Source organism: Hydrogenophaga sp. GW823-FHT04C09, assembly GCF_058796355.1.
Genome location: NZ_JBXAIO010000001.1, coordinates 542,793 through 556,269, shown reverse-complemented (window position 1 = coordinate 556,269; position 13,477 = coordinate 542,793). Strand labels below are relative to the sequence as shown.

General features: G+C 69.5%; 14 protein-coding genes. 4 read left to right on the top strand and 10 right to left on the bottom strand.

All coding sequences use genetic code 11. The features are described 5' to 3' along the window. Positions 1 to 12: 12 nt before the first annotated feature. The 5 genes from AC1Q9M_RS02480 to AC1Q9M_RS02460 form a co-directional block, all read right to left on the bottom strand. On the bottom strand, positions 13 to 1,296 hold the full coding sequence (locus AC1Q9M_RS02480; protein ID WP_492432244.1) for a PQQ-dependent sugar dehydrogenase: 1,284 nt from the start codon (positions 1,294 to 1,296) through the stop codon (positions 13 to 15). A gap of 31 nt (positions 1,297 to 1,327) precedes the next feature. Beyond that, positions 1,328 to 1,564 (bottom strand): hypothetical protein, encoded by a 237-nt coding sequence (locus AC1Q9M_RS02475; protein ID WP_382324217.1) that lies wholly within the window; start codon positions 1,562 to 1,564, stop codon positions 1,328 to 1,330. Between the two features lie 60 nt (positions 1,565 to 1,624). Next, positions 1,625 to 2,668 carry a phospholipase D-like domain-containing protein gene (locus AC1Q9M_RS02470; RefSeq protein ID WP_492432242.1) on the bottom strand — a complete coding sequence of 348 codons (1,044 nt, stop codon included), beginning with the start codon at positions 2,666 to 2,668 and terminating at the stop codon, positions 1,625 to 1,627. 81 nt (positions 2,669 to 2,749) lie between these two features. Further along, the gene (locus AC1Q9M_RS02465; RefSeq protein WP_492432240.1) at positions 2,750 to 4,297 is read right to left on the bottom strand and encodes an ATP-binding response regulator; all 1,548 of its coding nucleotides are present in this window, start codon (positions 4,295 to 4,297) and stop codon (positions 2,750 to 2,752) included. Then, positions 4,294 to 5,808 (bottom strand): ATPase domain-containing protein, encoded by a 1,515-nt coding sequence (locus tag AC1Q9M_RS02460; RefSeq protein WP_492432238.1) that lies wholly within the window; start codon positions 5,806 to 5,808, stop codon positions 4,294 to 4,296. The genes AC1Q9M_RS02465 and AC1Q9M_RS02460 overlap by 4 nt, the downstream gene beginning before the upstream one ends. 414 nt (positions 5,809 to 6,222) lie before the next feature. Between AC1Q9M_RS02460 and AC1Q9M_RS02455 the strand changes: the two genes are divergently transcribed. Beyond that, positions 6,223 to 7,092 carry a hypothetical protein gene (locus tag AC1Q9M_RS02455; protein WP_382324226.1) on the top strand — a complete coding sequence of 290 codons (870 nt, stop codon included), beginning with the start codon at positions 6,223 to 6,225 and terminating at the stop codon, positions 7,090 to 7,092. A 15-nt stretch (positions 7,093 to 7,107) separates the two neighbouring features. Here the strand turns inward: AC1Q9M_RS02455 and AC1Q9M_RS02450 are convergent, their stop codons facing one another. The 3 genes from AC1Q9M_RS02450 to AC1Q9M_RS02440 all read right to left on the bottom strand — a co-directional run bounded on the left by AC1Q9M_RS02450 (position 7,108) and on the right by AC1Q9M_RS02440 (position 8,737). Next, positions 7,108 to 7,401: a DUF1330 domain-containing protein gene (locus AC1Q9M_RS02450; RefSeq protein ID WP_382158686.1), complete on the bottom strand. Its 294-nt coding sequence runs from the start codon at positions 7,399 to 7,401 to the stop codon at positions 7,108 to 7,110. A 64-nt stretch (positions 7,402 to 7,465) separates the two neighbouring features. Continuing rightward, positions 7,466 to 8,107 (bottom strand): FMN-binding negative transcriptional regulator, encoded by a 642-nt coding sequence (locus AC1Q9M_RS02445; RefSeq protein WP_382324230.1) that lies wholly within the window; start codon positions 8,105 to 8,107, stop codon positions 7,466 to 7,468. A 9-nt stretch (positions 8,108 to 8,116) separates the two neighbouring features. Then, a complete protein-coding gene (locus AC1Q9M_RS02440) occupies positions 8,117 to 8,737 on the bottom strand; it encodes a LysE/ArgO family amino acid transporter (RefSeq protein ID WP_382324232.1) in 621 nt (206 codons plus the stop codon). 72 nt (positions 8,738 to 8,809) lie between these two features. Here AC1Q9M_RS02440 and AC1Q9M_RS02435 point away from each other — a divergent pair, with 72 nt between their 5' ends. Together AC1Q9M_RS02435 and AC1Q9M_RS02430 are read left to right on the top strand one after the other, a co-directional pair. Beyond that, entirely contained in the window at positions 8,810 to 9,706 is an 897-nt protein-coding gene (locus AC1Q9M_RS02435; protein ID WP_382324234.1) for a LysR family transcriptional regulator ArgP, read from the top strand. 90 nt (positions 9,707 to 9,796) lie between these two features. After that, positions 9,797 to 10,435, top strand: coding sequence for a response regulator transcription factor (locus AC1Q9M_RS02430; protein ID WP_382324236.1), 639 nt, complete (start codon positions 9,797 to 9,799; stop codon positions 10,433 to 10,435). A 10-nt stretch (positions 10,436 to 10,445) separates the two neighbouring features. Here the strand turns inward: AC1Q9M_RS02430 and AC1Q9M_RS02425 are convergent, their stop codons facing one another. Both AC1Q9M_RS02425 and AC1Q9M_RS02420 read right to left on the bottom strand, forming a co-directional pair. Continuing rightward, positions 10,446 to 11,621: a putative sulfate/molybdate transporter gene (locus tag AC1Q9M_RS02425; protein ID WP_444686346.1), complete on the bottom strand. Its 1,176-nt coding sequence runs from the start codon at positions 11,619 to 11,621 to the stop codon at positions 10,446 to 10,448. Continuing rightward, positions 11,621 to 12,379, bottom strand: coding sequence for an IclR family transcriptional regulator (locus tag AC1Q9M_RS02420; RefSeq protein WP_382324240.1), 759 nt, complete (start codon positions 12,377 to 12,379; stop codon positions 11,621 to 11,623). Before AC1Q9M_RS02420 ends, AC1Q9M_RS02425 begins: the two co-directional genes overlap by 1 nt. Before the next feature lie 105 nt (positions 12,380 to 12,484). Between AC1Q9M_RS02420 and AC1Q9M_RS02415 the strand changes: the two genes are divergently transcribed. Then, on the top strand, positions 12,485 to 13,456 hold the full coding sequence (locus tag AC1Q9M_RS02415) for a Bug family tripartite tricarboxylate transporter substrate binding protein (RefSeq protein WP_382324242.1): 972 nt from the start codon (positions 12,485 to 12,487) through the stop codon (positions 13,454 to 13,456). The last annotated feature ends 21 nt before the right edge of the window (positions 13,457 to 13,477 follow it).

Below are 13,477 nucleotides of genomic sequence, written 5' to 3'. Positions count from 1 at the left end.
CCTTCAAAGGGTTCAACGGCCGGTGTGGGTGATGCGGTAGATCACCCCGTTCTGGTCTTCCGCCACCAGCAGCGAGCCGTCGGCCGCCATGGCCAGCCCGGCCAGCCGGCCGAACTGCGCCGGGCGCCTGGCCCGGTTCTGCTCGGAAGGCGGCGCGTTCGGGCCCACTTGCGTGAAGCTGGGCGGCGGCGTGTCCATGAGCCAGCCGGTGGCGAAGTCCTGCACCGCGGTGGCGTGCCCGGCCGCGTCGAAGCGCACGCGCGCGACGCGGTAGCCGCTGGGCTGGGCGCGGTTCCACGAACCGCGAAACGCGACGAAGGCGTCGTTGCGGAACTCCGCCGGGAACTGGCTGCCGGTGTAGAACGCGAAGCCGATCGGGGCGGCGTGCGCCGTGTAGGTGAGCACGGGGGCTTCGGTGCCCGGGCAGAAGTCGGCCTTGGTGGTGCCCGGCGGATCGTTGAACACCTGGGGGTCGGGTTGGCGGGTGCCGTAGCAGTACGGCCAGCCGTAGTGCTTGTTGGCCCGCAGCTGGTTGAGCTCCTCGGGCGGCGTGTCGTCGCCGTGGTAGTCCGAGCCGTGGTCGAAGCCGTAAAGCAGGCCGCTGCCCGGGTGCCAGCCGAAGCCGATGGTGTTGCGCAGGCCGCTCGCGTACACGGCGCGCGCGCTGCCATCGGGCAGGGCGCGCAGCAGTGTGGCGTTTTCCGGGTTGGCGTCGCGGCAGTCGTTGCAGGTGGAGCCCACGGTGATGTAGAGCATGCCGTCCGGCCCGAAGGCCAGCGTGCGGTTCGGGTGCTGGCCCGCGTCGGGCAGGTCGTCGATGAGCACGCGCGGGGTCGAGAGCGAGCCGTCGGGCTGGATGTCGGCCACCAGCACCTTCTTGTCGGCGGTGATGTAGAGCTGGTTGCCCCGCAGCGCCAGGCCGTGCGCGGCCTTGAGGTTCTGCGCGACGATCTTTCGCTCATCCACCGTGCCATCGCGGTTGCTGTCGCGCAGCAGCAGCACGTCGCCCTGTTCGCGGCGGCTGGCGTACACATCGCCATTGGGCATGGGCAGGAGCCAGCGCACGTTCTGCAGGTCCTTGGCGAAAACCGTGATGCGGAAACCCGGCGGCACCGTGAGCCGCGAGAGCAGCTCGTCCTGGAACTTCACCGGGCTGGGCTCGAGCACCGTCACCGTCGTGGTGAGGGGGCCATCGCCTGGTGGCAGCTGCGCGTGGACCATCGACGGGGCCAGCAGAAGGGCGGGCAGCGCGCCGCCCAGGGTCACTGTCAGCACGGCGGAGCGCCAAGGGTTCATGAAAATCTCCAAAGGGTTGCGCCAGGGGGCATCAGTCGCCGCTCGGCTCTGGCTTGTCGGGCGCGGGGCGGTACGGCACCTCGGCCGGCGCGTGGTCTTCTTCGGGCTTTTCCGCGTCGCGGTAGGCGCCGCGCTGGTTCTGTTCGAGGTGGGGGGCGTCGCTGCTGCCCAGCGGCGCGTGGTCGCGGCCCCGGCCAAAGTCGCCCTGGGGCTGGCGCGAGGAGGCCCGCACGGCGGCGGGGCGCTTGCTGTCTTCGAGTCGGGTCATGGTCGGTCCTTTCCGTTGGTGTGCAAAGGCGGGGGCAAGGCGCGTACCCGCGCCGTGCCTTCAAGCGGGCACGGTCGCTTCGTGCAGTTGCACCGCGTGCCCCGTCGCCTGGTGGAAGACCGCTTCCAGCGACGCGGCGAACTCGGTGTCCATCACGATCAGCTCGGCGCCTTCGCCCACCTTGGCGCGCGGCCCGTCGACCGCCAGGCTCGACCAGTGGCCATCCACGACGGCGTGGCAGGGGAAGGGGCAGCTGTCGTCCACACGGTACACGCGGGCCCCGACGCTCAGAAGGTCGGCGCAGCGTTCCTGCCACCGCCAACCCAGCGCATGCCGGTGCACCACGACGGTCACACCCACGCCGCTGGCGCTCGCCGCGAGCAGGGCCTTCATCAGGCGGCGCGAGGGCGCTCGCTCGACCATGCTCACGAACACCTGGGCGCGCGCTTTCTCGATCTGCTCGACGAGGGAGTGGCCTGCCTGCAGCGGCACACCGCCCGTGGCGGGCGCGGCCGACAGACCCATGTGCGCGCGCCCGACCGCGATCAAGGGCGGAAAGTAGTTCGCCTGGGGCAGGCGGGCGGCGGAGCTGGAGGCGTGCCAGGCCTCCAGAAAGAGCCGCTGCAGGCGCTGCACCACCGGCCCGCGCATCCGCACGTGGGGACCGAAACTGCAGAGGTCCGGGGAGCGGATGCCCGGCCCGCACCAGGCTACCTCGCCATCCACCACCGCCAGCTGGCGGTGCGTGGCGCGCAGACGGCGGTCCAGCCAGCCGCGCCAGCCGCGCCGGGGGTGGTCTTCGTTCAGGGTGATGCCCGCCTCGCACAGGCGAGAGAGCTCGTCGGTCGCGCGCGCCATGTCCAGCGTGTGCGCGATGACCTGCACGCGCACGCCCTTGCGGCATTGTTCGCCCAGGCAGCCGATGATGTCGGCGCCCAGCCCGGGTGTGTGCAGCAGCGCGGCGTCCAGGTTGATGTGGTCCACCGCGCGCTCCAGCGTGCCGATCAGCGCGGCCCGGACGTCTTCGGTGTGGTCGAAGAGGTCGGCCTGGTTGCCCTCCAGCAGCCGCTCGCCCGGCTCGTCGTCCGCGTCGGTGGCGGCCACGGAGGCACGCTCAGGGCCAAATGGCGTGAAGGCAGGCTGTTTCATGCCCCCCCAGGGCAAGCGGCGTTCCCGACCGCCTCTTCAGCGGCGGGTGGCCAGCAGCTCGGTCAGCTGTTCAAGGTCCGCAGGTTTGATGAGGTGGTGGTCGAAGCCCGCGGCCATGATGCGTTCGCGGTCCGTGGCCTGTCCCCAGCCGGTGAGCGCGACCAGCACCGTGTCGGCCAGCGCGCTGTCCGCGCGCACCAGGCCAGCCAGCTCGTACCCGTCGCGCACGGGCATGCCGATGTCGACGAACGCGATGGTCGGTGGACACGCCTCCATCGCGGCCAGAGCCTCGTCGACGCCATAGGCCACCGAGGTGCTCGCGCCCATCAGACCGAGCAGCTCCGCCAGGGAGTCGGCCGCGTCGCGGTTGTCGTCCACCACCAGGACGCGGTGGCCCTGGCCGGCGCGCCGATGGGCCGCCAGGGTATCGGCGGTCACCTGCTGTGCTTCATCGGACACCAACGGGAGTTCGACCATCATCGTGGTCCCCTCGTTGACGCCAGGGCTGCTCGCCGTCACCCGCCCGCCATGCAGTTCGACCAGGCTGCGCACCAGCGTGAGACCGATGCCCAGGCCGCCCTGCGCCACGCGGGACGTGTCGCTGATCTGCACGAACATGTCGAACACCGAGCCCAGCATGGCCGGCGGAATGCCCACGCCCGAATCGCGGACCTGCACGCGCGCGGTGCGCCCGTCCGACCGCAGGCTCACCACGATGCGGCCTTGCGGCGGGGTGAATTTGGCGGCGTTGTTGAGCAGGTTGGCGAACACCTGGGTCAGTCGCACGCCGTCGCCCTGCACGGTGCAGGGCATCGGGGGCAGGTCCAGCTCCAGCTCGTGGCGGCCCGCCGCGAGCAGGGGTTTGCTGAGTTCGGCGGCATCGCGCACCACACGGTCCAGCGAGATGGGCGCCAGGCGCAACTCGATCTTGCCGCGCGTGATGCGCGACACCTCCATGAGGTCGTCGATCAGCCGCACCATGTGCGTCACCTGCCGGTCCATCATGGCGTAGAGGCGCTGGGCGGTGGCTTCGTCCGGTTGCTTTTCCGTGAGGATGCTCAAGGACGTGCGCAGCGGCGCCAGGGGGTTGCGCAGCTCGTGCGCGAGCGTGGCCAGGAATTCGGTTTTCCGCTGGTCCGCCTCGCGCAGGCCTTCCAGCGTGGTCCTCAGCTGGTACTGCCGCCTGCGCGCGGCCAGCGCCGTGCGCACCGAACTCACCAGCGAAGACACCCGCATCGGCCGCTCCAGCACCGTGAGGTTCGCCAACTGCTCCAGGGCCTCGGTGATCGCCACCGAATCCAGGCCCGAGCGTGCCAGCACGATGATCGGCATGTCGGACCAGGCGGGCTGTGCCCGCAAGGCCAGCATGACGCGCCCGAAGCCCTGGTCGGCCAGGACCTCCTCCGCGATCAGCACGGCCCCGGCGCCCACCGCCATCTCTTTCGCCAACTCGGCGGCATCCGCGCAGGATTCGGCCGCGATGCCAGCGCGCTCCAGGAGCTGGATGGTCATCGCGGCGTCCTTCGCCGTGACCATCCTGAGCAGCACACGCACATCGTGCGACCGCGTTGACACCTCGGTCATGCAGTGGGCGTGTCGGGTGCGACCACGCCTTCCAGGGGAATCGGAACGCCCGTGAGAATGCCGCGGAACTGGCGCAAGGGCGGGCCGAGGGACAGCCCCTCTGCAGTGATCTTGAAACTGCGGATGCTGCGCTCGTGCTGGCCGCCACGCTTTTTCATCACGGAAATCGCCTGCCGCACCTCGCCCTCGGCCTCGAAGTAGCGCAGCAGCACCACGGCATCGGCCAGGTAGCTCGCGTCCACCGGCGAGTGCATCTGCATGCCGATCAAACCGTGCTGCGCGCCGATGAGCAAGGTGGCCACGCCGGCCTGACCGAGGAAGGTGAGCAGCTCGTGCAGTTGCACGATGAGGAAACGCTCGTCCGGCATGGCGTTGAGGTAGCCGTTGAGGCTGTCGATCACGACCACGCTGGCACCGTGTTCTTTGACCGCCTGCCGGATCTCGTGCACGAACTCGCCGGGCGAGAGTTCGGCCGGATCGATCTGCCGCACGCGGATGCGGCCCGACGCCATGTGTTTGGACACCGGCAGACCCATGCCCTCCGAGCGCGTGCGCATGGTCGCGATGCTCTCGTCGAAGATGAACAGGGCCGTGCACTCGCCGCGCTCGGCCGCCGCCATGGCGAACTGCACCGCCACGCTGGACTTGCCGGTGCCCGGTGCGCCCACCAGCAGCGTGCTGGTGCCGCGCTCGATGCCGCCGCCCAGCAGGTCGTCCAGCTCCTTGAGGCCGCTGGGCATCTTGGTCTGGCTCACGGGTTCGACGTGTTCGGCCGCCACCAGCCGGGGAAAGACGATCAGGCCGCCGCGCGTGATCTTGTAGTCGTGGTACCCACCCCGGAACGACTGGCCCCGGTACTTGAGCACCACCAGCCGGCGCCGGGCGTCGCCGTAGTCGGGGTTGAGCTGTTCCAGGCGCAGCACCGCGTGCGAAATGCTCTGCACCTGCAGGTCGTGTTCCACGGCGGTCATGTCGTCCAGCAGCACCACGGTGCAGTTGCGCCCCGCGAAGAACTGCTTGAGCGCCAGGATCTGTCGCCGATACCGCAGCGAATTGCCGGCCAGCAGCCGCAGTTCGGACAGGGAGTCGAACACCACCCGGGAAGGGTTGATGCGCTTGACGTCCTCCAGGATGCGGATGGTCGTCTCGCCCAGCTCCACCTCGGAGGGGTGGAACACCGTGTACTGCTCCTCGGGCGAGAGCGATTCCTGCGCGGGCAGCATCTCGCGGATTTCCACGCCATTGAGATCCCAGCCGTGGGAGCGGGCCACGCCCTGCAGTTCGTCGGCGGTTTCCGAGAGGGTGACGTACAACACGGCCTCACCCATGCGAACCCCTTCCATGAGGAACTGCATCGCGATGGTGGTCTTGCCCGAACCCGGCGAACCCTCGGCCAGGTACAGGCGGCCCGGCGTCAATCCGCCACCGAGCACGTCGTCCAGGCCGGGCACGCCGGTGCGCAGCAACGGGGAGGTGGTGGTGTCGTCGATAGGCAGTGAGGGTCGGGTCATGGCGGGCCGCGTGAAGAGAGGGGGGGAGGGGGGCTTAACCCATCTTCCCACAGGCGCCCGGATGCACCAAGCCACCGCGCCCATCAGGCGGTGGCACCACCGGACAACGCCTTGAAGAAACGAAAGTTGAATTGGGCGCCATACCAACGGAATGGCCGGTTTTCCATGGCCTGATCGTGCGAAGGACGACTACCGAAACTGCTAAGGTCCACTGCCAGTTACAAAATCCAATCACCCTAGCCATCCATGCTGTCTGCCATCACGAATCGGAAATTCTGCGTCCTGAATCTGTTGGCACTTCTCACCGCTTGCGGCGGTGGTTCCGGAGGCTCTCCCGAGGCAGCCCCGCCGCCCGTGCCCCCGCCACCCCCACCACCCGTTCTCACCTCGCCCGCCGCCGCGACCACCCTGAGCGTGAGCCTCAGCGTCCTGGCGCTCAAGGTCTCTGGCGCCTCGCGCAGCGTCAGCGTGGTGAACACCGGTGCCCACCCCGCGACGCTGGTGGAGGTCGATCCGGCGGTGGTGTTCCCGGCGGGCACCACCTACCTCAACCACTGCGCCACGCTGGCACCCGGCGCCACGTGCACCATCACCATCACGCCCGGTGCGGTGGCCAGCGCGCCGCCCGGTGCCCTGGCGCCGGTTCCGGTGTCCATGGCCGTGCGGGGCAGCAACACCAACACGCCAACGGTTCAGGTCCATGTGCTTGACTACGGCAGCGTCTACCAGGGTGGTCATGTCTTTGCCCTCGACGACGCCACGCCCCCCAGCGCGAGCATCGGCGGCAAGGTGGCCATTGCCGGCGACAGCACCGCGCTCTACAACTGGAGCCAGCACAACGTCGCGCCCGGCGCCGTGTTCGAAATCCCCGGCGTGACCGACAACTCGGCGGGGCCGCTGCCCTTCTGCAACGGCAAGTTCGACGGCGCCTGCAACACGCAGCGGATCGTGTCGGCACCCGAGCATGTGGGTGTTCCCTTGACGGGTTACGCGGCGGGCGCCTGCCGCGCCACCATCAATGGCTATGCCGACTGGTACCTGCCCGCCATCTGCGAGCTCAGCGACAGCGCTTCCACCGGATGCACCAGCGGGGAGTCGGTGCAGGAGAGGCTGCACAGGCCCGGCCATGTCAGCTTTCCCACGAGCTGGAGTTCCACGCAATGGAGCGTGGGCCCGGTGGCCCTCGCCTGGTTCCATGCGTTCGCGCCCCCCGGTGGTGGTTCCGCCGGGATGTTCAAAGGCGTTCCCACTGCGGTCAGCTGCGTTCGTCAACTCACGCACTGACCGGCTCAGGGCTTTTTATTCGACCGCTTCCACGATGCGGATGTCGCGCTCCGCGCCATTGCCCAGGGCCTTGAGCGCCAGCTGGTACTGCGGGCTGTCGTGCGCCCCGGTGGCCTGCGCCACGCTGTCGAATTCGATCAGCACGGCGCGCTGGTGGACCGCCGCTTCGTACACCTGCGCGGGCATGCCGCGCGCCAGGAAGCGCCCGCCCGCCGCCTGAATGGCAGGGCCGGCCAGCTTGGCGTATTCCGCCAGGGCGGCGGGGTCGCTGATCGAACGGTAGGTGGCCATCCAGTAAGCCTTGGGCATGTGATTTCCTCGTGTGGTTGTTGAGAGCAGGGATGAAGCCCGCAATGTACAGGCCGCGTCTTTTTCACATGCCACCCAGGGCCTTTTCGACCAGCCCGGCCAGGGCCTGAGCTTCGTCGCTCGGGTCCGCTCGCAAGGCGCACACGGTGCCCAGCCGGTCGGGCAGGTCTTCGTCCTGGCTGGCCTTGAGCTTGCCTTCGAGACGTTGGATGGGCAGCTCCACCCCGACGATGGCGCGCAGCATGCGGTCGACGTAGTCCGCGGGCGCATCGTCCACGCGCCACGGTGCGGGCCGGTCGGCCTCGTGCGTGGCCGTGAGCCGGTTCAGCATGTCCAGCAGCCAGTCCCGGTCGTCCACCGCGCGCGCGACGCCGTGCGCATGCGCCACTGTGTAGTTCCAGGTGGGCACGACCTTGCCGTGGGCCGCCTTGCCCGGGTACCACCCGGGCGAGATGTAGGCCTGCGGCCCCTGGAACATCACCACCGAAGGCGCGGCCGCGCCCAGCGCGCGCCAGATCGGGTTGGCCCGCGAGACATGGCCCACCAGCGTGCCGAATTCGCCTCGGCTGCGGTCCAGCAAGAAGGGCACATGGTTCGCCACCAGGCCGCCCGCGGTATGGCACACCCAGGCGCCCAGCGGGTGTGCCTCCACCAGGCCGAAGATCGCCTCGCTGTCATCGAGGGCGTGGTGCTTTGAAACGTACATGGTCCATCCTCAGGAAGTGGTGAATGCATGGCGCACCAGCAGCGCCGCGAGCACCCACATGGTGATGCCGATCAGCCCGTCCAGCACCTGCCACGCGCGCGGCCGCGCGAACCAGGGCGCCAGCCAGCGCGCGCCAAAGCCCAGCAGCCCGAACCAGCACAGGCTGGCCGTGCTCGCCCCGGCCACGAACCAGCCGCGCAGCGCGGCCGGCTGCTGGGCGCCGATGCTGCCCACCAGCAGCACCGTGTCCAGGTACACATGCGGGTTGAGCAGCGTGAACGCCGCCGCCTGCGCCACGGCCGCGCCTCGGCTCAAACCCTCACCCCCATCGGCGGCAGTCAGCTGCTGCGGCAGGCGCGCGCGCCGCAAGGCCCGCCAGCCGTACACCGCGAGGAAGGCCGCGCCCGCCAGCGCCAGCGCCCGCGCCAGGCCGGGGCTTTCGCCCAGCGCCTGCGCCATGCCCAGCACACCGGCCGTGATCAGCACCGCGTCCGCCACGGCGCAGAACAGCACCACGCTGCCCACGTGCTCCCGGCGCAGGCCCTGCCGCAGCACAAACGCGTTCTGCGCGCCAATCGCCACGATCAGGCCCAGGCTCAGCACCAGGCCTTGAATGAAAGTTGTCGTCATGCCCCGAGATTGCCAGTGCGGGGTTGTGAAGGCAAACTGTCTTCACTACATCCGATGAAGCAAAACTGAATCATGCTGGACTACGCCTCCTTGTCCGCCCTGGCCGCCGTCGTGCGCGAAGGCAGCTTCGAGCGCGCCGCGCGCGCGCTCCATGTGACGCCCTCGGCCGTCTCGCAGCGCATCCGGCTGCTGGAAGAGCGCGTGGGCTGCGCGCTGGTGGTGCGCGGCCAACCCTGCGAAGCCACCGAAACCGGCCGGCGCCTGTGCCAGCACGTGGACCGCGTGAGCCTGCTGGAACAGGAACTGCAAGGCACGCTGCCCGCGCTCGCACCCGAAGGCGTCGCGCGCGTGGCGCTGCCCGTGGCGGTGAACGCCGACAGCCTGGCCACCTGGTTCGCCCCCGCCGTGGCCGCGTTCGCGGCCCAGGCGCCCGTGCTCATGCAGGTGGCCGTGGACGACGAAGACCACACCTCGGACTGGCTGCGCAGCGGCGCGGTGCTCGCCGCCGTCACGGCCACCGCGCGCCCGGCCGTGGGCTGCAACAGCCGCCCGCTGGGCACCATGCGCTACCTCGCCACCGCCAGCCCCGCATTCGTGCAGCGCCACTTTCCCCAGGGCGTGGGGGCCGGCAGCCTGGGCAAGGCGCCCAGCCTCGTCTTCAACACCAAGGACCAGCTGCAGGCGCGCTGGGCGCGCCGCCAGTGCCACCGGCACGTGGAGCTGCCCCGGCACACCTTGCCGTCGCCGCATGCGTTTGTCACGGCGGCCCTCGCGGGCATGGGCTGGGGCCTGCAGCCCGAGGTGATGGTGCGTGCCCATCTCAAGGCCGGCCACCTCGTTGAACTGGTGCCCGGCACCCCGCTCGATGTGCCGTTGCACTGGCAGCAGGCGCGCGCGGCCTCCACCTTGCTCGACGAACTCACGCGGCACCTCACGCGCGCCGCCGCGGCAGCGCTGTTGCCCCACTGACCAACCCCTGGGGCTGTGTTCGCTACCCAACAGACGACCTGGTCACCCAGGCCAATACTGGTCTGATGGACGCCTCAACCGGTTGCCACCATGGCTGACATCTTCCTGGTCGATGACCACGTGATGTTGCGTGAAGGCCTGCGCAATGTGCTGGAGAAAGCCGGGCACCGCGTCGTGGGCGAAGCCGGCCACCCGGCGGCGGCCATCGCCGACATCGCCCGCCTCCAGCCTTCGGTGGTGCTGCTCGATCTGCACCTCGAGCCCGACTCGGGCTTTGACGTGCTGGAGGAGGTGCAGCGCCGCAAGCTGCCGTCGCGCGTGGTCATGCTCACCATGTCGGCCAACCCCCGGCACGTGGTCGAAGCCTTGCGGCGCGGCGCCCTGGGCTACGTGCTGAAAGACTCGGCATCCCTCGAGCTGCTCAACGCCGTGGAGGTGGTCGCCAACGGCCACCGGTACCTTTGCCGGCGGGCATCCACGCTGGCGGTGGAAGGCCTGATGGCCGAATCCCGATCGGCCGCCGTGCTCTCCCTGTCGGCGCGGGAAAGGCAGGTCATCCTCATGGTGGTTCGGGGCCTCACCAGCGCCGTCATCAGCACGAAGCTGGACCTCTCGCCCAAGACCGTGGAGTCCTACCGCGCCCGCATCATGGCCAAGCTGGGCGTGGACGACGTGCCCGCCCTGGTGCGCCTGGCGGTGCGCGAGGGCTTGATCGGCGTCGAGGACTGAGCCTGCGCGCTCAGAACCGCAACCACCCGCGCCGCGCGAGGTGGTGCAGCACCAGCCCCACGGCCAGGCCGATGGCCACGTTCCACAGGCACAGGCCGGCCGTGGCCAGCACCACCAGGCGGTCGTTTCTGGCCGCGCCCAGCGCGCCCGCGCCCAGGGCCAGCTGCGCGCCGGTGAAGAACAGGATGACGCCCAGCACCGCCGGCGGGAAGAGCTGGAACAGCACGTGCACCGAGTCGCTGAAGAACAGCGCCAGCGCCAGCAGCACGGCGCCCAGAATGACCACGGCCCCGCCGGTGCGCGCGCCGAAGGCCACGTGGCCGGCCATGCCGCCCGCGCCATGGCACATGGGCACGCCGCCCACGGTTGAGCTGAACACGTTCATGAGGCCGGTCGACACCGCCACCTTCTTCTCCGTCACCGGCGCGTGAGGGAACAGGCGGTTGTTCTCCTCCTTGATCGCGATCACCGCATTGCCCAGCGTCAGCGGGATCTGCGGCAAGGCGAGAAACACGACGCCGATGAACAGGTCGTTCCACGAGAGCGAGCCCAGTGCGAAGGTGGGCGTGGTCAGTTGCACGCTCGCATTCGCCAGCGCCGAGCCCAGGGCCGGGTTCTGGTACAGGCCCACCGCCGCGCCCAGGGCCAGCAGCACGAACATGGCGGGAATGGCCCGGGTGCACATCAGCGCCAGGGTGACGGCGCCCGCCACGGCGGCCAGCACCCAGGCCGTCTGCATCATGCGCACGCCTTCGAGCATGAAGCCCAGGCCCAGCCCGAGCACGATGCCCGCCACCACCGTGGGCGGCACCAGGCGCGAGAGGGTGCGCGCCGCGCCCGTGAGCCCGAGCACGAGCCACACCGCGCCCGTCACCAGCGCCGCCGCCACCACGGTGCCGGGTGTGATCACCGCCGTCTGCGCCGCCTGCGCCACCGCCACCGCGCCAATGGCCTTCATGGGCTGCACCGGGAACGGCGTGCGGTAGTACAGACCGCAGACCAGCATGGCCACGCCGAACGCGAACAGCACGCCCGTCGGGTCCATCTTCAGCACGCCGATGTAGGCCGCCAGAAAGGGAATGAGCGTGCCCAGGTCGCCGAACGCACCGGCCCATTCCATGCGGTCGAATCGGTTGGCCGGTCGTGCCAGCGGCGCGGTGGTGTTGGCGGAAGGTTCGGTGCTCATCAGGGGTGCCAGTTTGACACCACCGGTGGCGTGTTCGCCGAGCGGCTGCCCGCGAGCGCATACGACAGTTCGTTGGCCGCGCGGATCACGTGCTTGGCGTATTTCTCCAGCTTGGGCTTCGTGAGCCGCGAGCCCGGCCCCGAGATGCACATGGAACCCAGCAGCCGCCAGTTCAGGCCGAACACCGGCGCCGACACGCTCGACACCTCGGGCTCGCGCTCGCCCAGCGAGAGGTGGTAGCCGCGCTTGCGGATCTCTTCGTAGGGCTCGCCGCGCTGCCCGCTGAACGCCAGGATCACGCGGCCGGGCGAGCCCTTGTCCAGCGGCAGGCGCTCGCCGATGCGCACGTGGTGGCGCACCGCCTGCGCGCCTTCCACACGGGCGATGCAGGCGCGGATGTTGCCCTCGCGCACGTAGAAGGTCGCGCTCTCGCCGGTGAGTTGCACGAGTTCGCGCAACACCGGCTCGACCGCGAAGTTCACGTCGAAGCCGCGCTGGTAGCGCGCGCCCAGCCAGCCCGTGGCCGGCCCCAGGCGCCACTGGCCGTCCTCGGCCTGCACCATGTAGCTGGAGAGCGCGAGCGTGCGCGCCAGCCGCAGCGCCGTGGTCTTGTGCATGCCCGCGCGCCGGCTCATTTCCGCGAGCGACAGCGTGGCCTCGCCGGCCTGGAAAGTCTCCATCAGCGAGAGTGCCCGCGTCACCGCGTTGACACCCCCGGCAGCGGGTTCATCATCGTCTTTGGGAGGATTGCGCACCATGCACCTCGTTTCGTTCCGTGAAACGGCATTGTACTGAACGCAACTCCTCCCTACAGTCCGGTCCCACGGCCAACGTGGTTGGCTGAACAACTGGAGACAAGCACCGTGATCATTTCCCGCCGCATCCTCGCCGGCCTCGCGCTGGCATCCGTTTTCGTCACCACCGCCCATGCCCAGGCCTGGCCCAACAAGCCGGTGCGCCTGGTCGTGCCCTTTCCCGCGGGCGGCGGCACCGACCTGATCGGCCGCGAGGTCACGCAGAAGATCAGCGAGACCACCAAGTGGTCCTTCATCATCGACAACAAGCCCGGCTCGGGCGGCAACATCGGCATCGACAACGTGGCCAAGTCGCCCGCCGACGGCTACAGCCTGGTGCTCGGCCAGACCAGCAACCTCGCCATCAACCTCAGCCTGTACAGCAAGCTGCCCTACGACCCCGTCAAGGACCTCACGCCGATCTCCATGGTGGCCAGCGCGCCGCTGGCGCTCGTGGTCTCGGCCACCTCGCCCTACAAGACGTTTGCCGACCTCGTCGCGGCGGCCAAGGCCAAACCCGGCGCGCTGAACTTCGCCACCTCGGGCAACGGCACCGTGGCCCACCTGGCCATGGAGATGTTCCAGAAAGAAGCCGGCGTGAAGCTCATGCACGTGCCCTACAAAGGCGCGGCCCAGGGCATCAACGACGTGATCAGCGAGCGCGTGGAGGTCTATGTGTCGTCCATCCCCACGCTCATCGGCCACATCAAGAACGGCAAGATGCGCGCCCTGGCCGTCACCTCGCTCAAGCGCGTGGACGACCTGCCGCAGACGCCCACCATCGCCGAGTCCGGCTACAAGGGCTTCGAGGCCGTCACCTGGTTCGGCATCCTCGGCCCGGCCAACCTGCCCAAGGACGTCACGGCCCGCCTCAACACCGAGATCAACAAGGCCCTGCAACTGCCCGCCCTGCAGAAACAGCTGAGCGACCAGGGCGCTGACGTGGCCGGCAGCACCCCCGAAGCCTTCGCCAAGCTCATCGGCGACGACATCGTGCGCTGGGGCAAGGTCGTCAAGGACTCCGGCGCCAAGCTCGACTGATTCACTTCCTTCAGGACCTCA

Bases quoted from the DNA above. Each gene is read 5' to 3' on its own strand.
- AC1Q9M_RS02460 (WP_492432238.1), bottom strand. From the start codon at position 5,808: ATGACCCGACCCTCACTGCCTATCGACGACACCACCACCTCCCCGTTG.
- AC1Q9M_RS02445 (WP_382324230.1), bottom strand. From the start codon at position 8,107: ATGTACGTTTCAAAGCACCACGCCCTCGATGACAGCGAGGCGATCTTC.
- AC1Q9M_RS02420 (WP_382324240.1), bottom strand. From the start codon at position 12,379: ATGGTGCGCAATCCTCCCAAAGACGATGATGAACCCGCTGCCGGGGGT.
- AC1Q9M_RS02430 (WP_382324236.1), top strand. From the start codon at position 9,797: ATGGCTGACATCTTCCTGGTCGATGACCACGTGATGTTGCGTGAAGGC.
- AC1Q9M_RS02435 (WP_382324234.1), top strand. From the start codon at position 8,810: ATGCTGGACTACGCCTCCTTGTCCGCCCTGGCCGCCGTCGTGCGCGAA.
- AC1Q9M_RS02465 (WP_492432240.1), bottom strand. From the start codon at position 4,297: ATGACCGAGGTGTCAACGCGGTCGCACGATGTGCGTGTGCTGCTCAGG.
- AC1Q9M_RS02440 (WP_382324232.1), bottom strand. From the start codon at position 8,737: ATGACGACAACTTTCATTCAAGGCCTGGTGCTGAGCCTGGGCCTGATC.
- AC1Q9M_RS02450 (WP_382158686.1), bottom strand. From the start codon at position 7,401: ATGCCCAAGGCTTACTGGATGGCCACCTACCGTTCGATCAGCGACCCC.
- AC1Q9M_RS02480 (WP_492432244.1), bottom strand. From the start codon at position 1,296: ATGAACCCTTGGCGCTCCGCCGTGCTGACAGTGACCCTGGGCGGCGCG.
- AC1Q9M_RS02425 (WP_444686346.1), bottom strand. From the start codon at position 11,621: ATGAGCACCGAACCTTCCGCCAACACCACCGCGCCGCTGGCACGACCG.
- AC1Q9M_RS02475 (WP_382324217.1), bottom strand. From the start codon at position 1,564: ATGACCCGACTCGAAGACAGCAAGCGCCCCGCCGCCGTGCGGGCCTCC.